We start from the raw sequence: 22254 nt of genomic DNA, 5'->3' as shown, positions 1-22254 counted from the left end.
CGTCCCGGCCGCGATCGTGAAACGATGGGGCCTGTGACCGTACCGAACACACCTCCGGACCCCACCCGCGCCGCCGCGGACGCGGTGCCGGACATCACCCCCGATCCGTACGCGCCGCCGCCCGCCCCCGACGCCGGGACCCCGCCGCCGGCCGGCCTCGCGGTCGCGCAGTCGCCGGGCCCCACGCTCAAGGAGCGGCTGCTGCCCGAGCTGCGGCTCGGCGCGGGCACGGTACTGGCCTGCATCGCGGTCGGACTGGTGATGGCAGGGCTGTGGGTCTGGCTCGCGCCCAAGGTGCCGCTGGTCGTGGACGGCGACCGCATCCTCTACGCCGACCCCGAAGGCGAACAGCGGGCGGGGGCCGACGCGGTCTTCGCCCTGATCGCGCTCGGCGCCGGCCTCCTGACCGCGCTCGGGGCCTTCCTGGCCACCCGGCAGCGCGGCGGCGGCATCGCGGTCGCGCTCGGACTGATGGTCGGCGGACTCCTCGGCTCGGTCGGCGCCTGGCGGCTCGGCCGGTGGCTCGGCCCCAGCAACGACCTGATCGCCGAAGCCCGGCGGGTCGGCAACGGCGGGCACTTCGACGCGAGCATCGACCTCGGCGCGCTGGGGGCGCTGCTGGTGTGGCCGATGGCGGCGATGGTGGTGCTGCTGGCGCTGTCGGCGGCGTTCGGCAAGCGCGAGGAGGACCCGCCGCCGTACTGGGCCGGGCCGTACGGGGCGGCTGCGCCGCAGGCCCCCGCGGACGACGCTGTGTGGGCGGACGGCGCGGCGCGGCCGCAGGACGCCGTGCGGGCGGACGACGGTGTTCGGCCGGAGGACGCTGCACGGCCGGGGGAGCGCGGGCAGGGCTGACCGCGTAGGCCCGGGCCCACCCGCGGGTGGGCCCGTCGGCCGGGGTCAGCGGGCGATCGGTGCGGTGCGGGCGCCGGTCAGGGTGACCAGGTCGGCCGGGGCGAGTTCGACCTCCAGGCCGCGGCGCCCGCCGGAGACGTAGACGGTGGGGTGGGTGAGCGCGCTGGCGTCGACCACGGTCCGCAGCGGGCGGCGCTGGCCGAGTGGGGAGATGCCGCCGAGGACGTAGCCGCTGCTGCGCTCGGCGGCGGCCGGATCGGCCATGGCGGCGCGCTTGCCGCCGACGGCGGCGGCGAGGGCCTTGAGGTCGAGCTGACCGGCGACCGGGACCACGCCGACGGTGAGCACGCCGTCCACGTCGGCGACCAGGGTCTTGAAGACCCGCTCGGCGGCGACGCCCAGGACCTCGGCGGCCTCGCCGCCGTAGGAGGCGGCGGCCGGATCGTGCTCGTAGGCGTGCACGGTGAACGGGACGGCGGCGGTCTCCAGGGCGACGGTGGCGGGGGTACCCTGCCCGCCCTTCTTCGGCTTCTTCGCCATGTGGGGCTCCTTCTTCGCCGTGCGGGTTTTCCGGGTCAGCGTGCGGGCTTCCCGGGTCAGCGTGCGGGTTTTCCGGGTCGGCGTGCGGGCTTCCCGGATCAGTTGGGGCTGAACGACTGGCGGGTGAGGTCGACGGCGGGCAGCGACGGCAGCCAGCTGAGCACGGAGCTCTCGCGGCGCAGCAGGTCGAGTTCGGTGCGCAGCCGCTGGGCGGTGTCGGGGCAGGCCAGCAGCTGCTGCTTGACCGGGGTCTCGAACACCGAGGCGGCGGCGACCAGGTAGGAGAGCACCTGCGGGTCGTCCGGGAGCTCCTGGCGCCCGACCGTGCTGGCCTCGCGGGCCCCGGCGAGGCGCTTCTGGTAGACCCGGAAGGCCCGCTCGACCTCGGCGGCGAGGGCGCCGGAGCCTTCGCCGGGCTGTTCCTCGACGAGTTCGGCCTCGCCGGTCAGGTACGGGCCGGAGACGTCCGCCGAGCGGAGCCGGAACCGGGTGGTGCCGGTGACCAGCAGCTCGTAGCGGCCGTCCGGCTGCTCCTGGACGGAGGCGACGTCGGCGACGCAGCCGATGTGGAACATCGCCTCCAGCGGGTCCCCGGTGGCGGTGCCGAGGCCGTCGAGCGGCCCGGCCGGGCCCTCCTCGGGGCGGACCGGGGAGACCTCGCGGCCGTCCTTGATGGCGAGCACGCCGAAGCGGCGCGGCGTGTCGGCCGGTAGTTGGAGCAGGTCGGCGACGAGACGGCGGTAACGCTCCTCGAAGACGTTCAGGGGCAGCACGAGGCCCGGGTAGAGCACGTTGTTCAGCGGGAAGAGCGGGAGCCGTTCTGTCACGGCGGACAGCGTAGTTCCCCGCGCGGTCGCGGCGCGTCGGGGTTGCGCCCGAGGGCGGCCCGCCGGGGCGGTCAGCCCCGTTGCAGCATGCGGGTGGCGCCGGCCACGACGGTGGTGGCGAGCAGCCAGCCGACGATCACCAGCCCGGCGGTGACGTACTGGCTGAGGCCCCCGGGGTTCCAGCCCTGCTGGCCGAGCTCGACGACCGGGACCAGCTGGCTGAGCGTGTACAGCACCGGGTTCCAGTGCGGGTGCTCGTCGGCCTTCAGCGGCTCCAGCGGATGGGTGGCGAACCAGACGCTGCCCAGCGCCCAGGCGAGCAGCAGCCACAGGCCGGCCCGGCCGGGGCGGTAGCCGTAGCCGACGGTGGCGTCCTGGACGCGGCCCCAGATCCGGGCGGGCAGCGGGAGGGTCCGATGGCGGCGGCGCTGCTTGGCGTACAGCACCTCGCGGGCGTCGTCGTCGGCGCCGTCGCGGCGCAGGGCGGCGGCGAGCTGCTCGTAGGACTCGGGCTGGAAGTCCACCGCGGAGCCCTCCAGCCAGGCGATCCGCTGCTGGACGCTGAAGGGCCCGACCGGGCGCAGCACCTCGTAGACGAAGCCGGTCAGGCCCAGGTGGCGCCCGCGCGGCCAGGCGTCCGGGGTGTCGACGAGGTTGCCGACCCGGGCGCGGGAGAGCGAGACGGTGCCGGTGGGGCGGACCCGGCAGGTGAACCGCAGCTCGGGGGTGTGGATGCGGCGCAGCGAGAGCTCGTCGTCACCCTCCAGGTGGAACTCGCCGGAGATCAGGCAGGCGCTCTCGAAGCGGGCGTCGGAGAGCCGGACCCGGCCGAAGGCGCGGAACGGGGTGCTGGGGGCGCCGGGCGGCGGGTTCTGGCCGTAGCCGGAGCCGTAGTAGCTGCGGGAGCCGAACCAGCCGCCGTCGGCGGAGCTGGTCAGGTAGAGGGTGTGGCCGACGGTGAGCCGGACGGCGTTGAGGCAGGTGCGGTTCTGCGGGACGGCGTGCAGCTGGGCGCCGCGCAGCGACAGCCGGCCGCCTATCCGGGCCGTGCGCAGGCTCAACTCGCCCTGCACATCGACGCGTTCGGCCTCGAAATCCTGGTGGACGGCCAGGCCGTCGGCGGACAGCGCGCGGCCGTAGCGGTCGCCGCCCAGGACGGTCTGGTTGAGCAGCAGGTCGGTGCCGACCTTGGCGTCGGTGAGCCGTACGCCCTCGGGTATCCGGCAGCGGGCCAGATGGAGGTCGCCGGTGGTGGTGAGCCGGGAGGCCTCCAGGCGGGGGATCAGGCAGGTGACGAAGCGCAGCGTCGAGGCCGAGGCCTCCGAGATGAGGATCTTGCGCTCGAAACGGCACTCGCGGAGCTCGACGTAGTGGCCGATGGCGCCGCCGGCCAGGTTGAGCGCGCCGGTGACCAGCACGCCGTTGAGCCGCAGCGAGGCGACCCGCCCGGTCGCGGCGGCCGGGCCGGCCAGCAGCAGATGGGCGAGCACCCTGGCCCGGACGGTGCGCCCGGGGCCCCAGGCGGCGTCCCCGAACGGGTCGTCGGTGGCGGCGTCGCCACTGCGCCGGTCGAAGACGTTGCCGCGACGGAAGGCCTCCCAGAGCTCACGCTCCGTATCGGTCCAGCCCTCCGGAGCGTGCTCCAGCATGGTTTTCCCCGTCCCCCCGGTCGTCTCGCCTTTCGTATCACGGACTGAAATGCGGGACCAGGGGTTCCGGCCACTCCTTACACTGGGTGGCGTGATCTCTCGAATCGACCTCCGCGGCTCGCTGGACGACCCGCGTGACCTGCTGCCCCGTGCCGAGTTCGACGTGGCGGCCGCCCTGGAGAAGGTGCGGCCGATCGCCGAGGACGTACGCCATCGCGGGGTCGCGGCCGTGATCGAGATCACCGAGCGCTTCGACGGCGTCCGGCTGGAGTCGACCCGTGTCCCGGCCGAGCAGCTGACCGAGGCCCTGGAGACGCTGGACCCGAAGGTGCGGGCCGCGCTGGAGGAGTCGATCCGCCGGGCCCGCGCCGTGCACGCCGACCAGCGCCGCACCGAGCACACCACCCGGGTGGTGCCGGGCGGCACCGTCACCCAGCGCTGGGTGCCCGTGGAGCGCGTCGGCCTGTACGTGCCGGGCGGGCTGGCCGTCTACCCGTCCTCCGTGGTGATGAACGTGGTGCCGGCCCAGGAGGCGGGCGTCCAGGGCATCGCCGTGACGTCCCCGCCGCAGAAGGAGTTCGACGGCCGCGTCCACCCGACCATCCTGGCGGCCTGCGCGCTGCTCGGCGTGGACGAGGTGTACTCCGTCGGCGGCGCCCAGGCCGTGGCGATGTTCGCGCTGGGCACCGAGGAGTGCGCGCCGGTCAACATGGTCACCGGCCCCGGCAACATCTACGTGGCCGCCGCCAAGCGCTTCTTCGCCGGCCGGATCGGCATCGACTCGGAGGCCGGCCCGACCGAGATCGCCGTCCTCGCCGACGACAGCGCGCTGCCCTCCGACGTGGCCGCCGACCTGATCAGCCAGGCCGAGCACGGCCCGACCTCCGGCTCGGTGCTCGTCACCGACTCGCCGGCGCTGGCCGACGCGGTCGAGGCGGAACTCGCCGTCCAGGTCGCCAGGACCAAGCACAGCGAGCGGGTCGCCGAGGCGCTGGGCGGCCGGCAGTCCGGGATCATCCTGGTCGACGACCTGGAACAGGGCCTCGCCGTGGTCAACGCCTACGCGGCCGAGCACCTGGAGATCCAGACCCGGGACCCGCACGCGGCGGCCGCCAAGGTCGTCAACGCGGGTGCCGTCTTCATCGGCCGCTGGACGCCGGTCTCGCTGGGTGACTACGCGGCCGGCTCCAACCACGTGCTGCCCACCGGCGGCTGCGCCTGCCACTCCTCGGGCCTGTCCGTGCAGACCTTCCTGCGCGGCGTCCAGGTCGTCGAGTACGACCGGGACGCGCTCGCCGACGTCGCCGCGCACGTGGTCAACCTCGCCAACGCGGAGGACCTGCCCGGGCACGGCGACGCGATCAAGGCGCGCTTCGACTGGACGGTGCCGGGATCGTGACTGCTGTTACTTCTTCTGTGACTCCTGTGACTTCTGAGGCTGGTGCGACTCCGGTGGCTGGTGCGACTCGGGTGACTCGGATCGACGACCTCCCCATCCGCGACGAGCTGCGCGGCCAGTCCCCGTACGGCGCGCCGCAGCTGGACGTGCCCGTCCAGCTGAACACCAACGAGAACCCGTACCCGCTCCCCGAGGAGCTGGTCGCCCGGATCGCCGAACGCGTCGCCGAGGCCGCCCGCAACCTCAACCGCTACCCCGACCGGGACGCCGTCGAACTGCGCGAAGGCCTCGCCGCGTACCTCGGCCGGACCACCGGCTTCGCCGTCACCCGGCAGCAGGTCTGGGCCGCCAACGGCTCCAACGAGGTGCTCCAGCAGCTGCTGCAGACCTTCGGCGGCCCCGGCCGCAGCGCGCTCGGCTTCGAGCCCTCCTACTCGATGCACGCGCTGATCTCCCGGGGCACCGGCACCGAGTGGATCTCCGGCCCGCGCAACGACGACTTCACCATCGACCTGGACGCCGCCCTCGGCGCGATCGCCGAGCACCGGCCGAACGTCGTCTTCATCTGCTCGCCGAACAACCCGACCGGCACCGCCGTCGCCGCCGACACCGTGCTGCGGCTGTACGAGGCCGCGCAGGCCGCCGGGCCCAGCCTGGTCGTCGTCGACGAGGCGTACGTCGAGTTCTCGCACCGGGCCTCGCTGCTGCCGCTCATCGAGGGCCGCCCCAACCTGGTGGTCTCCCGCACCATGTCCAAGGCCTTCGGCGCGGCCGGGCTGCGCCTGGGCTACCTGGCCGCCGACCCGGCCGTGGTGGACGCGGTGCAGCTGGTCCGCCTGCCGTACCACCTGTCGTCCGTCACCCAGGCCACCGCGCTGGCCTGCCTGGAGCACACCGACACCCTGCTCGGGTACGTCGGCCGGCTCAAGGCGGAGCGCGACCGGCTGGTCGACGCGCTGCGCGGGCTCGGCCTGGAGGTCACCGACTCGGACGCCAACTTCGTCCAGTTCGGCCGCTTCGCCGACACCCACGCCGTCTGGCAGGCCATCCTCGACCAGGGCGTCCTGGTCCGTGACAACGGCGTCCCCGGGTGGCTGCGCGTCACCGCCGGCACGCCCGCAGAGAACGACGCCTTCCTGGACGCCGTTCGAACAGTGATCAAGGAGCTGTAACCCGTATGTCCCGCATCGGACGCGTCGAACGCACCACCAAGGAGACCGCGGTCCTGGTCGAGATCGACCTCGACGGCACCGGGAAGACCGACATCTCCACGGGCGTCGGGTTCTACGACCACATGCTCGACCAGCTCGGCCGCCACGGTCTCTTCGACCTCACCGTCAAGACCGACGGCGACCTGCACATCGACACCCACCACACCATCGAGGACACCGCCCTCGCGCTCGGCGCCGCCTTCAAGCAGGCGCTCGGTGACAAGGTCGGCATCTACCGCTTCGGCAACTGCACGGTGCCGCTGGACGAGTCGCTCGCCCAGGTCACCGTGGACCTCTCCGGCCGGCCGTACCTGGTGCACACCGAGCCCGAGCACATGGCGCCGATGATCGGCTCGTACGACACCACGATGACCCGGCACATCCTGGAGTCCTTCGTGGCCCAGGCGCAGGTCGCCCTGCACGTCCACGTGCCGTACGGGCGAAACGCCCACCACATCGTGGAATGCCAGTTCAAGGCGCTCGCCCGAGCCCTGCGCTACGCCGCCGAGCGCGACCCGCGCGCGGCCGGAATCCTCCCCTCGACCAAGGGTGCACTGTGAGCAAGGCGACCCTCGCCCTCATCTTCGTCGGCCTCTTCCTGGCCGGCGGCGTGATCTCGTTCTGGAAGCAGAAGCTGCCCAAGGGCGTCATCCTGGTGCTCGCGTTCGGCTCGGTCATGTGCCTGGCCTCCGGCATCATGCGCCTCTAGCCGCATGGACGCTGGATACATGGGCTCTGGACACGTGAGCTCCGGACACGTAGAGAGACTGGACACCTGAACATGGGCAAGAACGTCGTCGTCCTCGACTACGGGTCGGGCAACCTCCGCTCCGCGCAGCGCGCGCTCGAACGGACCGGGGCGGACGTCACCGTCACCTCCGACTACGACACCGCGATGAACGCGGACGGCCTGCTCGTCCCCGGCGTCGGCGCCTTCGAGGCCTGCATGCGCGGCCTGAAGTCCGTCCGGGGCGACTGGATCATCGGCCGCCGGCTCGCCGGGGGCCGCCCCGTCATGGGCATCTGCGTCGGCATGCAGATCCTCTTCGAGAAGGGGGTCGAGCACGGCGTGGAGACGGCCGGCTGCGACGAGTGGCCCGGCGTCGTCGAGCCGCTGGACGCCCCCGTCATCCCGCACATGGGCTGGAACACCGTCGACGTGCCCGAGGGCAGCCGGATGTTCGCCGGCCTCGACCCGCAGAGCCGCTTCTACTTCGTGCACTCCTACGGCGTGCGGCACTGGGAGCTGGAGACCCACAGCGCACGGATCCACGCCCCGCTCGTCACCTGGGCCACCCACGGGCAGCCCTTCGTCGCCGCCATCGAGAACGGCCCGCTCTGGGCCACCCAGTTCCACCCCGAGAAGTCCGGCGACGCCGGCGCCGCCCTCCTGACCAACTGGGTCAACACCCTCTGAGCTTGGAAGAGTTGTGACTATGAGCCGCCTCGAACTGCTTCCCGCCGTCGACGTCCGGGACGGCCAGGCCGTCCGCCTGGTCAAGGGCGCGTCCGGCACCGAGACCTCCTTCGGCGAACCGCTCGCCGCCGCCCTCGCCTGGCAGAACGCCGGCGCCGAGTGGCTGCACCTGGTCGACCTCGACGCCGCCTTCGGCACCGGCACCAACTACGAGCTGCTGCGCGAGGTCACCGGCCGCCTCGACATCAAGGTCGAGCTGTCCGGCGGCATCCGCGACGACGAGTCGCTCGCCAACGCGCTCGCCACCGGCTGCACCCGGGTCAACCTCGGCACCGCCGCCCTGGAAGCCCCCGAGTGGGTCGCCAAGGCCATCGCCGAGCACGGCGACAAGATCGCCGTCGGCCTGGACGTCGTCGGCACCACCCTGCGCGGCCGCGGCTGGACCCGCGACGGCGGCCAGCTCTTCGAGGTGCTGGAGCGGCTCAACCAGGAGGGCTGCGCCCGCTACGTCGTCACCGACGTCAACCGGGACGGCACCCTGACCGGCCCCAACCTGCAGCTGCTGCGCGACGTCTGCGCCGCCACCGACCGCCCCGTCGTCGCCTCCGGCGGCGTCTCCTCGCTCGACGACCTGCACGCCATCGCCGGCCTGGTCGGTGCGGGTGTCGAGGGCGCCATCGTGGGCAAGGCACTCTACGAGCAGAAGTTCACCCTCGAAGAGGCCCTGGAGGCGGTTTCAGGATGACGGAACGTCGGATCGTACGTGGCAGGGTCGGCGGATTCTCCCCCTGGGAGGACCAGTTCGGCTACTCGCGGGCGGTCGCCGCGGGAGACCACGTGCACGTGGCCGGCTCCACCGCCTGGGTGGACGGCCGGATCGAGCACGAGGGAGACCCCTACCGGCAGACCCTCGCCGCGTTCGGCGTCGGGCTCAACGCCCTCGCCGCGTACGGTCTGACGGCGGACGACGTGGTCCGCACCCGGATGTACATCACCCACGTCCGCGACGCCGACGAGGTGGGCCGCGCCCACCACCAACTCTTCGACGCCGCCCGCCCGGTGGCCACCATGGTGGTGGTCGACGGGCTGATCGACTCCCGGATGATGGTCGAGATCGAGCTCGACGCCTATCGATCCGGGCTGGCAAAGACCCTGGAAGGCAAACAGCCGTGACCCTCGCCGTACGTGTCATCCCCTGCCTGGACGTCGACGCCGGGCGGGTGGTCAAGGGCGTCAACTTCCAGAACCTGCGCGACGCCGGCGACCCGGTCGAGATGGCCAAGCTCTACGACGCCGAGGGCGCCGACGAGTTGACCTTCCTCGACATCACCGCCTCCTCCGGCGACCGGGAAACCACCTACGACGTGGTCCGCCGCACCGCCGAACAGGTCTTCATCCCGCTCACCGTCGGCGGCGGCATCCGCGCCGTCGAGGACGTCGACAAGCTGCTGCGGGCCGGCGCCGACAAGGTCGGCGTCAACACCGCCGCCATCGCCCGGCCGGAACTGGTCCGCGAGATCGCCCAGCGCTTCGGGCGGCAGGTCCTGGTGCTGTCCGTGGACGCCCGGCGCTGCCCTCCCGGCACCGAGACCGCGTCCGGCTACGAGGTCACCACCCACGGCGGGCGCAAGGGCACCGGCCTCGACGCCGTCGAATGGGCCGGGCGCGCGGCCGAACTCGGCGCCGGCGAGATCCTGCTCAACTCGATGGACGCCGACGGCACCAAGGACGGGTACGACCTGGAGATGATCCGGGCCGTCCGCAAGACCGTCTCCGTGCCCGTCATCGCCTCCGGCGGCGCCGGCAAGCTCGCCGACTTCGCGCCGGCCGTCGAGGCGGGTGCGGACGCGGTGCTCGCCGCGAGCGTCTTCCACTTCGGGGACCTGCGGATCGGGCAGGTCAAGGACGCGCTGCGGGAGGCCGGGCACCCGGTGCGGTGACCGGACGTACGCCCTGAGGGCCCGCCGCGCTGGTGCGTGGCGGGCCCTTCCGCGTTCTCAGGCCTGCGGTGTTCTCAGGTCTCCTGCGTTCTCAGGCCTGCGGCGGCTCGCCCTTGATCAGCGCGAACGGCGTGCCGTGCGGGTCCGCCAGCCAGGCCAGCCGGCCGACGTTCGGCACGCTCTCGGCGGGCATCAGCACCGAGCCGCCGGCCGCCGTCGCCTTCGCGATCACCGCGTCAACGTCGTCGGCGGCGAAGTACGGCGTCCAGGCGGAGGGCTCCTGCGGGGACATGGTCGGGGCGATGCCACCGAAGGCCGTGGCCTGCTGGTCGCCCTCGGAGGTCGAGATCACCCGGTAGTCCATGCCCGGAGCCGGCTCGAACTTCTCCACCCGCCAGCCGAACAGCGCCTGGTAGAAGCCGACCCCGGCGCTCTGGTCCGAAGTGTGGAGCTCGGACCAGACCAGCGCGCCGTCCTCCGACACGGCCTCCAGACCGGCGGTCTTGCCCGGCTGCCAGACCGCGAACCTGGCCCCCTGCGGGTCGGCGAACTGGGCGAACCACCCCTCGCCCATGACGTCCATCGGCGGCACCAGCACCGAGCCGCCGCCCTGCTCGGCGGCCTTCGCCGTGGCATGCACGTCGGCGGCATGGAAGTACGTCGTCCAGATCGGCTGGTCACCCTCGTCGAGCGGGCCGACGGCGCCGACCGTCCTGCCGCCCAGCTGGAAGAAGCCGTAGCCGCCCGCCTCCGGGCCGCCGGACCGGAACGTCCAGCCGAAGACCTTGCCGTAGAACTCGGCGGTGGCGGGGATGTCCGGGCTGCCGAGGTCGATCCAGCAGGGCGCGCCGGCCGGAAAGTCGGTGGTGAGCATGAGGTGGTGCCCCTTCGACGGAAGACGTGACCAGGCCGGTTCCGTCAGGCGCGCGCACGCACCCTCCCCGACCCTCTGCGAGTCTGCACCCGCCCACTGACATCCGCAGCCGGGGGCGGGGCGATACCGGAATCGCCCTTGGCCAAATGGGGGAAGCCATCGCTGCCGAACCCCTCATCGCCGAAGCGCTGCGGACCGAGTCAACGACGAACCTCAGAGGGCGCGCGTTCCACACCTTCTGGCTCGCGCGGACCCAAGTCCAACGACGAGAGGTCGAGTTGGCTTGCGCCACTGCCACAAAGGCCCTCGACCTCACGGCGGTTGTTGAGTCTCCCCGGGTGGTTGCCCACCTCCAGGAGTTCCGTTGGCTCCTTGGGCCCTACCGCAGAAGTGCCCCGGTTGTGGATCTGGTCGACCGGATCACCGGCATGGCCAGGTGATTCAGAGACCGGCCTCGTCCAGGAGCAGGTAGAGCACGCCCACGAGCGTGCCGCTGCTGACGATCTCGCGGCGGTCGACCATCCCGCGCAGCGCGGACAGGGGAATCCACTCGATCCGGTCGGACTCGTTGCGCTCGGTGGGCGGTCCCGTGTACTCGACCGCATCGGCTCGGAAGACGAAGTGCTCGGAGTCCGTGATGCCGTTCGCCGGCTGGGCGTAGATCAGTGGTTTGACCTCACCGACCTTCCAACCGGTCTCCTCCAGCGCCTCCCGGGCTGCCGCCTCCGCAGGGGTCTCGTCGGGCTCGATCAGCCCCATCGGGAGTTCCCAGGCCCAGGTGTCGGTGATGAAGCGGTGCCGCCACATCATGAGGATCTGCTTCTCGCTGTTCACGACGGCGGCCACCGCGAGGTGCCGCAGCTTGACCACGTGGTGTTCCCACCGGTGCCCGTCGGGCTGCTCGACGTCGGCGAGCCACAGGTTCACCCAGGGGTTCTCGTAGATCGGACGTTCCCCGTGGATCTTCCACTGCATCGCTGCGGCCCCTCTCGACGGAACGACAGCATCTCAGAGGCCGGGTGGATGATGTGGGTCCTGGCTCGCCGGGCGCTCGGTCTCGATCAGCCCCACTGCTGTGCGGCGTTGATCGAGAATGAACGTGTCCGAAGCGTGCCCTCTGCTGGGTCGGCTGATGCTTTTGTTTGCGGCGCCACCTTGGTCTGCCAAGGGGGCGCCGCTGTTGACCGGATCTGGTGTTGCCCCTCGGCGCACCGAGGGGCAACACCAGATCCGGGCGCATCATTTTTCCCTTTTGTATCTAAATTTCTCTTTTGATATGCAAGGTCGGCCCTACCGCGCGGGCAGGGGGAGGACGTGGCGGAGGGCTTCGAGGGCGTCGGGGGAGCCGTCTGTGGTGAGGGTGGTGTGGGTGCCGCGGCCGTAGATGAAGAGGACCAGGTCGCCCGGTTCGCCGGTGAGTTGGACGGTGGGGGAGCCGGTGGGGCCGACGGTGAGGGACTGGCCGTCGGGGCGGCGCAGGGTCAGGCGGACGGGGGAGCGGCGGCCGGCTTCCAGGCGGGCCAGCAGCGGCAGGCGGCGCCACAGGGCTTCGGCGCGGCCGGCGGGCACCGGGGAGGGCGTCCAGTCGTCGGTGGCCCGCAGGACGTCCTCGGCGTGCACGTAGTACTCGACGGTGTTCGCGGCCTCGTCGGCGCCGGGCAGGGCGAACAGGGAGAACACCGGCGGGCCGGAGCGGAAGAGCTTCAGCAGTTCCTCGTACGGGCGTTCGGCGTACGCCGACTGCACCCGGTGGGTCCAGTCGGCGAGGGCGCCGACCCGGATGCCGGCTGCCGCGTCGGCGCGGCGCTCCCGGATCACCAGGTGGGCGGCGAGGTCGCGGGTGGTCCACCCGGCGCAGAGGGTGGGGGCGTCCGGCCCGGCGGCGGCCAGGAGTGCGGCGAGGCGGTGGCGTTCGGCGAGGGCGTGGTTCGACATGGCGCCACGATAGAGGCTGTCAGTGCAGGTTGCCGGTGAGCTTGGGGCCGCCCTGCTTGTTGGAGGCCGTCAGGGTGCAGGTGTAGTCCCGCCAGCCCTGCTGGTAGTTGGCCTGGGCGGGGCCGAACTGGCGGCCGTAGTACGTCTTCCCGTCGTTCTGGCGGGCCTTGGCGGCGGCCTCGGCCTCCTTGCAGCCCTCGCGCATGGCGAGCGAGATCGGGATCTCGCCGGTCAGGCCGTCGGCCAGTTTCAGGTCGGCGATCACCTGGCCGTCGTGCTCGCCGGTGCAGGGGCGCTCCTCGGCCTTGGTGATCACCGGGCTGAGCTGCGGGTGGTCGAAGCAGGCGCCGACCGGGAAGAAGGCGTACGGCGGGGCCTTGGTCGGGGTGGGTGTCGGCGTGGGGGTGGGTGTCGGGGTCAGGGTGGCTGTGGGGGTGGGCGGGGGTGGCGCGGCGGCGGGCTTGCGCTCCTCCGGCCAGAGCAGGACGGTGGCCACCACCGCGAGCAGCACGGCCAGGACGGCCACGACGGCGAGGACCAGGCCCCGGGACGGGCGGGGGTCGGCGGCTGCGGGCGGCTGCTGCTCGGAGGTCATGGCCATGAGGATGGCCCACGCGGGGCCCGCCCGGCAGGCGGTTGGCCGAAATCGCCCCTTTACGGCGAGGTTCGGGGTGGGACGGGATAGGCTCCCCGGCCGCACGGATCCGGCCCGGAGGTAGTGAGTGCACCGCGTAGGGCCCACGGGGTAGGGCCCACCGCACAAGGCGCACGGCGCAGGGCGCAGGCCGCACCGGGGCTGCGGGCCGGACTGCAACAATGGCCCCATGTCCACCACACCCGCCACCCCCGGCACCACCGCCCTGGCCCCCGAGATCGCCGCGCGCCTCAAGCGCACCGAGGACGGCCTGCTCCCGGCGATCGCGCAGCAGTACGACACCGGCGAGGTGCTGATGCTGGGCTGGATGGACGACGAGGCGCTGCACCGCACGCTCACCACCGGCCGCTGCACCTACTGGAGCCGCAGCCGCCGCGAGTACTGGGTGAAGGGCGACACCTCCGGCCACGCCCAGGCGGTCAAGTCGGTGGCGCTGGACTGCGACGGCGACACCCTGCTGGTGAAGGTCGACCAGACCGGTGCCGCCTGTCACACCGGCGACCGCACCTGCTTCGACGCCGACGTGCTCCCGCTCGCCTGACCTCTCCTCCTGCTCCTCCTACCGGATCTCCAGAAGGTGCCGCTCGCCATGGATCTCGAAGCCTTCCGCAAGCTCGCCGTCGACACCCGGGTCATCCCGGTCACCCGCAGGCTCCTCGCGGACGGTCTCACCCCGATCGGCCTGTACCGCAGCCTCGCCGAGGAGCGGCCCGGCACCTTCCTGCTGGAGTCTGCCGAGCAGGGCCGCAGCTGGTCGCGCTACTCCTTCGTCGGCGTCCGCAGCGCCGCCGTCCTCACCGTCGGGGAGGACGGCGAGGCCCGCTGGCTGGGCACCCCGCCGGTCGGCATCCCGACCGGCGGTGACCCCTTGCAGGTGCTGCGCGCCGCGCTGGAGGCGCTGCACACCCCGCGCCGGGACGACGACGGCCTGCCGCCGCTCACCGGCGGCCTGGTCGGCTACCTGGGCTACGACGTCGTCCGCCGCCTGGAGAAGCTGCCCGATCTCAACCCGGACGACCTGCGGCTGCCCGAGCTGACCATGATGCTCGCCACCGACCTCGCCGTGCTCGACCACGTCGACGGCACGGTGCTGCTGATCGCCAACGCCGTCAACCACAACGACCTGGCCAGCGGCGTGGACGAGGCCTACGCGGACGCGGTGGCCCGTCTGGACGCCATGGAGGCCGACCTGCTCAAGCCGGTCGACCCGGGCCTGGCCACCTTCACCCCGGCCGGGCCGGGCGAGGCCCGCTCCCCGTTCGGCGGCGCGCCGTACCGGGCGGCGGTGGAGGTGGTGAAGGAGCGGATCCGGGCCGGCGAGGCCTTCCAGGTCGTCCCCTCGCAGCGCTTCGAGGCGCCCTGCCCGGCCTCGGCGCTGGACGTCTACCGCGTGCTGCGCACCACCAACCCCAGCCCGTACATGTACCTGTTCCGCTTCCCGGGGCCGGACGGCACCGCCGAGGGCGGCTTCGACGTGGTCGGCTCCAGCCCGGAGGCGCTGGTCAAGGTGACCGGCGGCGAGGCGATGGTGCACCCGATCGCCGGGACGAGGCACCGCGGCGCCACCCCGCACGAGGACGCGGCGCTGGCCGCCGAACTGCTCGCCGACCCCAAGGAGCGGGCCGAGCACCTGATGCTGGTCGACCTGGGCCGCAACGACCTCGGCCGGGTCTGCGAGCCGGGCAGCGTGGAGGTGGTCGACTTCATGCACATCGAGCGTTACAGCCACGTGATGCACATCGTCTCCACCGTCACCGGCCGGGTGGCGCCCGGGCGGACCGCCTTCGACGTGCTGACCGCCTGCTTCCCGGCCGGCACCCTGTCCGGCGCGCCCAAGCCCCGTGCGATGCGGATCATCGAGGAGCTGGAGCCCACCCGCCGCGGCCTGTACGGCGGCTGCGTCGGCTACCTGGACTTCGCCGGGGACTCCGACACCGCGATCGCGATCCGCACCGCCGTGCTGCGCGACGGCACCGCCTTCGTGCAGGCCGGCGCGGGCGTGGTCGCGGACTCCGACCCGCACGGGGAGGACACCGAGTGCCGCAACAAGGCGGCTGCCGTGCTGCGGGCCGTCGCCACCGCCAATACGCTGCGGACGCCGGAACTGTCGTGAGTCGACAGTCGTGAGCTGTAAGCCGTGAGTCGTCGAGGGAGGCGGCCGGGATGTCCGAGGTGTCGCCCGACGAACTGCGGCGGGTGGTCGTGCTCGATGCGGCCGCCCAGATCGAGGACCAGCTGGGCGGGCACGGCCGGGTGCTGTCCGGCGCCGTGACCGACGTCCCCGGGGCCCCCGACCTGATCCCCGACCTGACGGTGACCGCCCCGGGGGCGGAGCCCGACGGCCGGGGCCGGTACGCCGGGCGCGACGTCGAGGCCGTCCTGGAGGTGGCCCGGCCGCACCTCGCCGAGGCGGCGCTGGCGTACGCGCGCAGCGGGATCCCGCTGTACGTGGTGGTCGACCCGGCGGCGGCGGCCTGCACCGTGCACACCGCGCCGTCCGCCGACGGCGGGTACCGGGAGGCGGAGCGGGTGCCGTTCGGCAACGACCTGTTCCTGCCGCTCGCCGGGCGGACGCTGGTGCTGCGGACGGACGAGTTCCCGGCCGGGCCGCCCACCCCGGGTGCGGGGCCGGACGCCGGGCGGGGGATAGTGGACGGGTGAGCGCACCTGACCAGACCCCCGTACCCGCCCCGCCGGCCCCCGCGGCGGGCCGCCGGACGCTCGGCGTGATGCTCCTGCTGACCGTGCTGAGCGCCGTGCTGGTGCTGACCGCCGTCGGCCGGGTCTGGGCCGAGGGCCGGGCCGGCACCCTGGCGGTGTCCGTCTCCGGCGGCGCGATCTCCGAACTCCCGGGCGGGCTGGCCCTGGTGGGGCTGGCGGCGGCCGTCGCGGTGTTCGCGGTGCGCGGCGCGGGCCGGCTCGCGGTCGGCGCGCTGACCCTCCTGGCGGGCCTCGGCGCGGCAGCCGCCTCGGCCGCGGGCGCCGGGGACACCGCCGCGCTGGACGCCGAGGCGGCCCGCAAGCTGGCGCTGTCCGGGTCGGCGGCCACCGAGGTCGGCCACACCGGCTGGCCCTGGGTGGCGCTGGCCGGCGGGCTGCTGCTGGCCGTCGCCGGGCTGCTCACCCTCCGCTACGGCCGGAGCTGGCCGGCCATGGGCAGCCGCTACGAGGCGCCCACCCGCAAGGCCCCGGCGAAGAGCGAGACCCCGGCCGACCTGTGGAAGGCGCTGGACCGGGGCGAGGACCCGACCACGGTCTGAGCGCCGGCTTCGAGTGCCGGGCCCGAGCGGGTCCGGGCTTCGGGCTCCAGCGGCCCTCAACGGGCCCCGGCGGCGGTGTGACGCGATAGACCCGCCACCCGCTTTGGGTCGCCGGTGTGTGGCCCGGCACAATGGAACCCGTCAACCCGCCGGCGGCCCCGCAGGCCCGGCCGGGCCCCGAGAGGCTAGGAGCACCACTCAGATGGCAGCAGCAGCACACGGTCACACCACCGCCGCCTGGACCGGCGTGACCATCACGTTCATCGGTTTCGGGATCGCGGGGGTCGCGATGATCCTCCCGTCGGTGATGCTGGTCTGGGCCGGCATTGCGGTCATCCTGGCCGGCGGCGTGGTCGGCAAGGCGATGTCGATGGCGGGCATGGGCCAGCAGCCGAGCGCCAACGTGTACGCCTCGCACGAGGAGCAGCGCGCGGCCCGGGCCGCCGTCGCCGCCTGACGACGGACTCCTCGCAGCAGTACGACTCGCAGGAGTACGACTCGTAGCAGTACCGACTTGTAGCAGTACCGAACGGCGGGCGCGCCACGCCCGCCGTTTCGTTCTGTCCGGGCCCGGCACGGGCAGAATCGGGGCGTGACCTCCGCCTCCACCACCTCCGCCCTGCCGCCCGTCCTGCGCCGGCTCGGCCCGCCGCTGGCCGCGCTGGCGGCGGTGGCCGTCCCCGCCGTCTACGTCGCCGCGGTGGACCCGAACACCCCCGGGCACTACCCCGACTGCCCCTTCCTGGCCGCCACCGGCTGGTGGTGCCCCGGCTGCGGGGGGCTGCGCTGCGTCCACGCGCTGGCCCACGGGGACTTCACCGGCGCGCTGCACGACAACGCCGCGGCCGTCCTGCTGTTCGGCGTCCTGGCGCTGCTGTGGCTGCGCTGGGCCTGGGCCGCGCTGACCGGCGCCGGGCCGCGGCCCAGGCCCCCGGTCGGGGCCCGGCGCTGGGTGCTGATCCTCCTGCTGCTGCTGGTGTTCACGGTGGTGCGCAACCTGCCCGTCGGGGCGGGGCTGGCGCCCCTGCTGGTTTGATCGCCCACGCCGGCGGGTAGCGAGCCGCGCAGGCTCGCGCACCGGTCCACACCGGGGCCCGTACATCGGTCCACTTGGTCCGCACCGCGCGTCCGGGCACCGCCGGGGAACCGGTGAAACCGCAGTTGGGGGCTGCTCAGGGGGGCGTCCGGCACGCGAGACGCACACCGGGCGGATGCGCCCCGCGCCCCCGGGTGCCGATACCATCGAAGTGCCGCCGGGCCACCGCCCGGACGGCTCGTCGCCGGCGAACGAACAGAAATGTTGGGGGCACTTCGCGTGAGCGAGCGAACCATTGACAGGTGCGTGTTGCGCGCAGCGCCTGCTGAGCGAAGCGAGGTGTGCGCATGAGTGTGCTCGACACGATCATCGAGGGGGTCCGCGAGGACCTCGCCGAACGGCAGGCCCGGGTCTCCCTGGACCAGCTGAAGGAACTCGCCGCCAAGGCCCCCGAGGCCAAGGACGGCGTCGCCGCGCTCAAGGGCGACGGGGTCCGGGTGATCTGCGAGGTGAAGCGCTCCAGCCCCTCCAAGGGTGCCCTGGCCGCGATCGCCGACCCGGCCGCCCTGGCGAGCGACTACGCGGCCGGCGGCGCCGCCGCGATCAGCGTGCTCACCGAGCAGCGCCGCTTCGGCGGCTCGCTGGCCGACCTGGACGCCGTCCGCGCGGCGGTGGACACCCCGCTGCTGCGCAAGGACTTCATCGTCACCGCCTACCAGCTGTGGGAGGCCCGCGCGCACGGCGCCGACCTCGCGCTGCTGATCGTCGCCGCCCTCGACCAGTCGGCCCTGGTGTCGCTGATCGAGCGGGCCGAGTCGATCGGCCTCACCCCGCTGGTCGAGGTGCACGACGAGGAGGAGATCAAGCGCGCGGTGGACGCCGGGGCGCGGATCATCGGCGTCAACGCCCGCAACCTCAAGACCCTTGAGGTGGACCGCAACACCTTCGGCAACGTCGTCCACGCCATCCCGGACAGCGTCGTCAAGATCGCCGAGTCCGGCGTGCGCGGCCCGCTGGACGTGATCTCCTACGCCAACCTGGGCGCCGACGCCGTCCTGGTCGGCGAGTCCCTGGTGACCGGCAAGGACCCGCGCGCCGCGGTCGCCGACCTGGTCGCGGCCGGCGCCCACCCCGCCGTCCGGCACAAGGACTGACCCGCCGACATGAAGATCGCCACCCGCCTCGCCCCCGGTTGCCGCCCGCGCGGCTGCCGCGCGCCCGCACGCCGGGTGCTGGGGCGGCGGGTGCGCTACGTGATCGGCTGCGAGCCCGGGCAGGTGCCGGGCCGCCGATGGCGACGGACATCCGGCTGAGCCCAGCCACGAGACGTCCCTGTCGTCATCTTCCAAAGGACTCCACCATGTCCGACAAGTCCGCGAAGGACTACCTGCCCGGCGCCCAGGTGCCGGACGCCCGAGGCTACTTCGGCGCGTACGGCGGCCGCTTCATCCCCGAGGCGCTGGTCGCCGCGGTCGAGCAGGTCGCCGAGGAGTACGAGAAGGCCAAGGCCGACCCGGCCTTCGCCGCCGAACTCGACGGCCTGCTCAAGGACTACACCGGCCGCCCGAGCCCGCTGACCGACGTGCACCGCTTCTCCGCCGAGGCGGGCGGCGCGCGCGTCCTGCTCAAGCGCGAGGACCTCAACCACACCGGCTCGCACAAGATCAACAACGTGCTGGGCCAGGCCCTGCTCACCCGGCGGATGGGCAAGACCCGGATCATCGCCGAGACCGGCGCCGGCCAGCACGGCGTGGCCACCGCCACCGCCTGCGCCCTGTTCGGCTTCGACTGCACCATCTACATGGGCGAGGTCGACACCCAGCGCCAGGCGCTGAACGTCGCCCGGATGCGGATGCTCGGCGCCGAGGTGGTGTCCGTCACCTCCGGCAGCCGCACCCTCAAGGACGCCATCAACGAGGCGTTCCGCGACTGGGTCGCCAACGTGGACTCCACCCACTACCTGTTCGGCACCGTGGCCGGCCCGCACCCCTTCCCGATGATGGTCCGCGACTTCCACCGGGTCATCGGCATCGAGGCCCGCCAGCAGGTGCTCGACCGCACCGGGCGGCTGCCCGACGCCGTCGTCGCCTGCGTCGGCGGCGGCTCCAACGCGATGGGCATCTTCCACGAGTTCATCCCCGACGCCGGCGTGCGCCTGATCGGCTGCGAGGCCGCCGGCGAGGGCGCCGACACCCCCAAGCACGCCGCCACCCTCACCAAGGGCGACCCCGGCGTGCTGCACGGCTCGCGCACCTACGTCCTCCAGGACGAGGACGGCCAGACCATCGAGTCGCACTCCATCTCCGCCGGCCTCGACTACCCGGGCGTCGGCCCGGAGCACGCCTGGCTGAAGGACACCGGACGGGCCGAGTACCGCCCCGTCACCGACGACGCCGCCATGCAGGCGCTGCGGCTGCTGTCCCGCACCGAGGGCATCATCCCGGCCATCGAGAGCGCCCACGCGCTGGCCGGCGCCCTGGAGCTGGGCCGCGAGCTCGGGCCCGAGGCCACCATCCTGGTCTCGCTCTCCGGGCGCGGCGACAAGGACATGCACACCGCGGCCGAGTACTTCGGCCTGTACGACGAGCCGGCCGGCGGCTCGGCCCACGACGCGGCCCACGGGGGTAAGTGACCATGGCATCGAAGCTCAGTGGCATCCTGGCGGCCGCCAAGGCCGAGGACCGCGCCGCGCTGATCGGCTACCTGCCGGGCGGCTTCCCGACCGTCGACGGCGGCATCCGGGCGATCAACGCGCTGATCGAGGGCGGCTGCGACATCGTCGAGGTCGGCCTGCCGCACTCCGACCCGGTGCTGGACGGCGCCGTCATCCAGACCGCCGACGACATCGCGCTGCGCGGCGGCGTGCGGATCAAGGACGTGCTGCGCACCGTCCAGGAGGTCGCCACCGCGCACCCCGAGGCGGCGGTGCTGGTGATGACGTACTGGAACCCGGTCGACCGCTACGGCACCGCGCGCTTCGCCGCCGACCTCGCCGCCGCGGGCGGCGCCGGCTGCATCCTGCCGGACCTGCCGGTGGAGGAGTCCGAGGAGTGGCGCAAGGCGGCGGACGAGCACGGGCTGGACACCGTGTTCGTGGTCGCCCCCAGCAGCAAGGACCCGCGCCTGGCCGAGGTCACCGCGGCCGGCAGCGGCTTCGTCTACGCGGCCGCCGTGATGGGCGTGACCGGGACCCGCGCCCAGGTCGGCTCGCTCGCCGAGGACCTGGTCGCCCGCACCCGGGCCACCACCGACCTGCCGGTCTGCGTCGGCCTCGGCGTCTCCACCCCCGCGCAGGCCGCGGAGGTGGCGGGCTTCGCCGACGGCGTGATCGTGGGCTCCGCGTTCGTGAAGCGGATCCTGGAGGCCGGTGACGACGAGGCGGCCGCGCTGGACGCGGTGCGCGCCCTGGCCGGCGAGCTGGCGGCGGGCGTCCGCCGGCGCTGACCCGTACGTCCTGATGGCCCGTCGCCCTTCGTGGGTGGCGGGCCGTCGCGTTTGCGTGCGCCCGGCTCGCCGGGCGGCGGCGCTCGCGCGGCCCCGAACGGGTGAACAGCGGCGGGCACACGCATCAGCCGGGGTTGACCGGCGTTGAGTGGAGGGACGAGTGCACGAACGAGGTGCACGGGGGTTGCCGAGCGAGCGAAGGAGTGAGCCGGTGCCGGGTCTCCATCGGGCCGTTCTGCTGCGGGCGGCCGCCGCCGCGCTGGCGCTCGGCGCCGCCGTCGGCGCGCACACCGAGGTGGGGCAGGCGCTGGCCAGGCGCGGTGCCGAGCGGGCCGTGCGGGACGCGTACGCCTGCGCCGAGGCGGCCCGCTGGGACGCTGCCGAACGGGCCGCCCACCCGCACCACGAGGGCCGCGCCGACCTGTTCGACCCCGGCCGTCCGCCCGGCTGCCGCTCCTGAGGGCCGCGCCGACCTGATCGACCACGGCCGTCCGCGCGGCCGCCCGCCCGGCCGTCCGCCCTTGAACGGACGTTCGCCGGATTCGGACACACCATCACCAGACGTCACCCATCCGGCTTAATTCCTGAATATGGAGGAACCGCCCTTCATCCCTTACGGTTCATCAGGAAGTGAACGAGTTTCCCGAGGGGGGTTCCCTGATGGCCGGCCCGGCAGCGCAGCCCGGTGACCCGGCGCCCGCGCCGCCCGCCCGGCGGCCGGTGCCGGCCTGGAGTCCGTGGCTGGGCACCGTCGTCCGGCTCGGCCTCGCGGTGGTCTGGGGCTGGGCCGGCCTGGCCAAGATCGCCGACCCGGCGGAGGCCGCCCAGGCCGTCCGCGCCTACGAGATCCTGCCCGAGGGCCTGGTCAAGCCGGTCGGCTACGCCCTGCCCTTCCTGGAGCTGGCGCTCGCCCTGCTGCTGGTGATCGGCCTCGGCGTCCGGATCGTCGCCGGCGTCTCCGCGCTGCTGCTGCTCACCTTCATCGCCGGGATCGCCGCCGCCTGGGCGCGCGGCATCTCGATCGACTGCGGCTGCTTCGGCGGCGGCGGGCACGTCGACGCCTCGCAGACCGAGTACCTCCAGGAGATCCTGCGCGACACCGGGTTCCTCCTGCTGGCCGGGTGGCTGCTGTGGCGGCCCCGCACCAGGCTCTCGGCGGACGGCTGGCTGGCGAGCTGACCGGCCGGCCCCCGCCGCACCCCCACCCCACCC

General features: G+C 73.3%; 29 protein-coding genes. 22 read left to right on the top strand and 7 right to left on the bottom strand.

Annotated elements, in window-relative coordinates; translation table 11 throughout:
* The first annotated feature begins 33 nt into the window (after positions 1 to 33).
* Entirely contained in the window at positions 34 to 855 is an 822-nt protein-coding gene (locus tag A6F73_RS08305; RefSeq protein ID WP_063347188.1) for a hypothetical protein, read from the top strand.
* A 45-nt stretch (positions 856 to 900) separates the two neighbouring features.
* On the opposite strand, the gene ybaK is transcribed toward A6F73_RS08305, so the two are convergent.
* From ybaK to A6F73_RS08290, 3 genes are all read right to left on the bottom strand, one after another.
* On the bottom strand, positions 901 to 1395 hold the full coding sequence (gene ybaK / locus A6F73_RS08300) for a Cys-tRNA(Pro) deacylase (protein ID WP_063347187.1): 495 nt from the start codon (positions 1393 to 1395) through the stop codon (positions 901 to 903).
* 98 nt (positions 1396 to 1493) lie between these two features.
* Entirely contained in the window at positions 1494 to 2222 is a 729-nt protein-coding gene (locus tag A6F73_RS08295; RefSeq protein ID WP_063347186.1) for an LON peptidase substrate-binding domain-containing protein, read from the bottom strand.
* A 71-nt stretch (positions 2223 to 2293) separates the two neighbouring features.
* Positions 2294 to 3871, bottom strand: a complete 1578-nt coding sequence (locus A6F73_RS08290) for a hypothetical protein (protein ID WP_063347185.1) — start codon at positions 3869 to 3871, stop codon at positions 2294 to 2296.
* 91 nt (positions 3872 to 3962) lie between these two features.
* Between A6F73_RS08290 and hisD the strand changes: the two genes are divergently transcribed.
* The 8 genes from hisD (at position 3963) to hisF (ending at position 9838) form a co-directional block, all read left to right on the top strand.
* A complete protein-coding gene (gene hisD, locus A6F73_RS08285; RefSeq protein WP_063347184.1) occupies positions 3963 to 5270 on the top strand; it encodes a histidinol dehydrogenase in 1308 nt (435 codons plus the stop codon).
* Between the two features lie 71 nt (positions 5271 to 5341).
* On the top strand, positions 5342 to 6442 hold the full coding sequence (locus A6F73_RS08280) for a histidinol-phosphate transaminase (RefSeq protein ID WP_063347183.1): 1101 nt from the start codon (positions 5342 to 5344) through the stop codon (positions 6440 to 6442).
* A gap of 5 nt (positions 6443 to 6447) precedes the next feature.
* On the top strand, positions 6448 to 7041 hold the full coding sequence (gene hisB, locus A6F73_RS08275; RefSeq protein ID WP_063347182.1) for an imidazoleglycerol-phosphate dehydratase HisB: 594 nt from the start codon (positions 6448 to 6450) through the stop codon (positions 7039 to 7041).
* Complete coding sequence (locus A6F73_RS42165) at positions 7038 to 7190, top strand: hypothetical protein (RefSeq protein WP_167745856.1); 153 nt, start codon at positions 7038 to 7040, stop codon at positions 7188 to 7190. Before hisB ends, A6F73_RS42165 begins: the two co-directional genes overlap by 4 nt.
* 72 nt (positions 7191 to 7262) lie before the next feature.
* A complete protein-coding gene (gene hisH, locus A6F73_RS08270) occupies positions 7263 to 7898 on the top strand; it encodes an imidazole glycerol phosphate synthase subunit HisH (protein ID WP_063347181.1) in 636 nt (211 codons plus the stop codon).
* 19 nt (positions 7899 to 7917) lie between these two features.
* The gene (gene priA / locus A6F73_RS08265) at positions 7918 to 8643 is read left to right on the top strand and encodes a bifunctional 1-(5-phosphoribosyl)-5-((5-phosphoribosylamino)methylideneamino)imidazole-4-carboxamide isomerase/phosphoribosylanthranilate isomerase PriA (protein ID WP_063347180.1); all 726 of its coding nucleotides are present in this window, start codon (positions 7918 to 7920) and stop codon (positions 8641 to 8643) included.
* Entirely contained in the window at positions 8640 to 9071 is a 432-nt protein-coding gene (locus A6F73_RS08260; protein ID WP_063347179.1) for a RidA family protein, read from the top strand. Before priA ends, A6F73_RS08260 begins: the two co-directional genes overlap by 4 nt.
* On the top strand, positions 9068 to 9838 hold the full coding sequence (hisF, locus tag A6F73_RS08255) for an imidazole glycerol phosphate synthase subunit HisF (protein WP_063347178.1): 771 nt from the start codon (positions 9068 to 9070) through the stop codon (positions 9836 to 9838). The genes A6F73_RS08260 and hisF overlap by 4 nt, the downstream gene beginning before the upstream one ends.
* A 91-nt stretch (positions 9839 to 9929) precedes the next feature.
* On the opposite strand, the gene A6F73_RS08250 is transcribed toward hisF, so the two are convergent.
* On the bottom strand, positions 9930 to 10712 hold the full coding sequence (locus A6F73_RS08250) for a VOC family protein (protein ID WP_063347177.1): 783 nt from the start codon (positions 10710 to 10712) through the stop codon (positions 9930 to 9932).
* 146 nt (positions 10713 to 10858) lie between these two features.
* On the opposite strand from A6F73_RS08250, the gene A6F73_RS08245 reads away from it, so the two are divergent.
* Positions 10859 to 11152 carry a hypothetical protein gene (locus A6F73_RS08245; protein WP_063347176.1) on the top strand — a complete coding sequence of 98 codons (294 nt, stop codon included), beginning with the start codon at positions 10859 to 10861 and terminating at the stop codon, positions 11150 to 11152.
* A 1-nt stretch (position 11153) separates the two neighbouring features.
* On the opposite strand, the gene A6F73_RS08240 is transcribed toward A6F73_RS08245, so the two are convergent.
* The 3 genes from A6F73_RS08240 to A6F73_RS41355 all read right to left on the bottom strand — a co-directional run bounded on the left by A6F73_RS08240 (position 11154) and on the right by A6F73_RS41355 (position 13242).
* Positions 11154 to 11687 carry an NUDIX domain-containing protein gene (locus A6F73_RS08240; RefSeq protein WP_063347175.1) on the bottom strand — a complete coding sequence of 178 codons (534 nt, stop codon included), beginning with the start codon at positions 11685 to 11687 and terminating at the stop codon, positions 11154 to 11156.
* 315 nt (positions 11688 to 12002) lie between these two features.
* Positions 12003 to 12647: a TIGR03085 family metal-binding protein gene (locus A6F73_RS08235; RefSeq protein WP_063347174.1), complete on the bottom strand. Its 645-nt coding sequence runs from the start codon at positions 12645 to 12647 to the stop codon at positions 12003 to 12005.
* A 19-nt stretch (positions 12648 to 12666) separates the two neighbouring features.
* Positions 12667 to 13242, bottom strand: a complete 576-nt coding sequence (locus tag A6F73_RS41355) for a hypothetical protein (RefSeq protein ID WP_159398402.1) — start codon at positions 13240 to 13242, stop codon at positions 12667 to 12669.
* A gap of 229 nt (positions 13243 to 13471) precedes the next feature.
* Between A6F73_RS41355 and hisI the strand changes: the two genes are divergently transcribed.
* From hisI to A6F73_RS08175, 12 genes are all read left to right on the top strand, one after another.
* A complete protein-coding gene (gene hisI / locus A6F73_RS08225; RefSeq protein WP_063347172.1) occupies positions 13472 to 13843 on the top strand; it encodes a phosphoribosyl-AMP cyclohydrolase in 372 nt (123 codons plus the stop codon).
* A gap of 48 nt (positions 13844 to 13891) precedes the next feature.
* Positions 13892 to 15415, top strand: coding sequence for an anthranilate synthase component I (locus tag A6F73_RS08220; protein ID WP_063351042.1), 1524 nt, complete (start codon positions 13892 to 13894; stop codon positions 15413 to 15415).
* A 50-nt stretch (positions 15416 to 15465) separates the two neighbouring features.
* On the top strand, positions 15466 to 15963 hold the full coding sequence (locus A6F73_RS08215) for a Uma2 family endonuclease (RefSeq protein ID WP_063347171.1): 498 nt from the start codon (positions 15466 to 15468) through the stop codon (positions 15961 to 15963).
* Positions 15960 to 16562 carry a TIGR02234 family membrane protein gene (locus tag A6F73_RS08210; protein ID WP_063347170.1) on the top strand — a complete coding sequence of 201 codons (603 nt, stop codon included), beginning with the start codon at positions 15960 to 15962 and terminating at the stop codon, positions 16560 to 16562. The genes A6F73_RS08215 and A6F73_RS08210 overlap by 4 nt, the downstream gene beginning before the upstream one ends.
* Positions 16563 to 16764: 202 nt before the next feature.
* On the top strand, positions 16765 to 17019 hold the full coding sequence (locus A6F73_RS08205) for an HGxxPAAW family protein (protein WP_063347169.1): 255 nt from the start codon (positions 16765 to 16767) through the stop codon (positions 17017 to 17019).
* Positions 17020 to 17154: 135 nt separating this feature from the next.
* The gene (locus A6F73_RS08200; RefSeq protein WP_063347168.1) at positions 17155 to 17598 is read left to right on the top strand and encodes a DUF2752 domain-containing protein; all 444 of its coding nucleotides are present in this window, start codon (positions 17155 to 17157) and stop codon (positions 17596 to 17598) included.
* A gap of 347 nt (positions 17599 to 17945) precedes the next feature.
* Entirely contained in the window at positions 17946 to 18752 is an 807-nt protein-coding gene (gene trpC, locus A6F73_RS08195; RefSeq protein WP_063347167.1) for an indole-3-glycerol phosphate synthase TrpC, read from the top strand.
* A gap of 9 nt (positions 18753 to 18761) precedes the next feature.
* A complete protein-coding gene (locus tag A6F73_RS42160; protein ID WP_167745855.1) occupies positions 18762 to 18911 on the top strand; it encodes a hypothetical protein in 150 nt (49 codons plus the stop codon).
* A gap of 47 nt (positions 18912 to 18958) precedes the next feature.
* Positions 18959 to 20230 (top strand): tryptophan synthase subunit beta, encoded by a 1272-nt coding sequence (trpB, locus tag A6F73_RS08190; protein WP_063347166.1) that lies wholly within the window; start codon positions 18959 to 18961, stop codon positions 20228 to 20230.
* Between the two features lie 2 nt (positions 20231 to 20232).
* A complete protein-coding gene (gene trpA / locus A6F73_RS08185; RefSeq protein ID WP_063347165.1) occupies positions 20233 to 21042 on the top strand; it encodes a tryptophan synthase subunit alpha in 810 nt (269 codons plus the stop codon).
* A 211-nt stretch (positions 21043 to 21253) separates the two neighbouring features.
* The gene (locus A6F73_RS08180) at positions 21254 to 21502 is read left to right on the top strand and encodes a hypothetical protein (RefSeq protein WP_063347164.1); all 249 of its coding nucleotides are present in this window, start codon (positions 21254 to 21256) and stop codon (positions 21500 to 21502) included.
* Between the two features lie 200 nt (positions 21503 to 21702).
* Positions 21703 to 22221 carry a MauE/DoxX family redox-associated membrane protein gene (locus A6F73_RS08175; RefSeq protein WP_079135521.1) on the top strand — a complete coding sequence of 173 codons (519 nt, stop codon included), beginning with the start codon at positions 21703 to 21705 and terminating at the stop codon, positions 22219 to 22221.
* Positions 22222 to 22254 lie beyond the last annotated feature (33 nt).

Source organism: Streptomyces sp. MJM8645 (genome assembly GCF_001625365.1).
Taxonomy (GTDB): domain Bacteria; phylum Actinomycetota; class Actinomycetes; order Streptomycetales; family Streptomycetaceae; genus Kitasatospora.
Note: the sequence above shows the minus strand (reverse complement) of the source record. Positions and strands in the feature narration are given on the sequence as shown.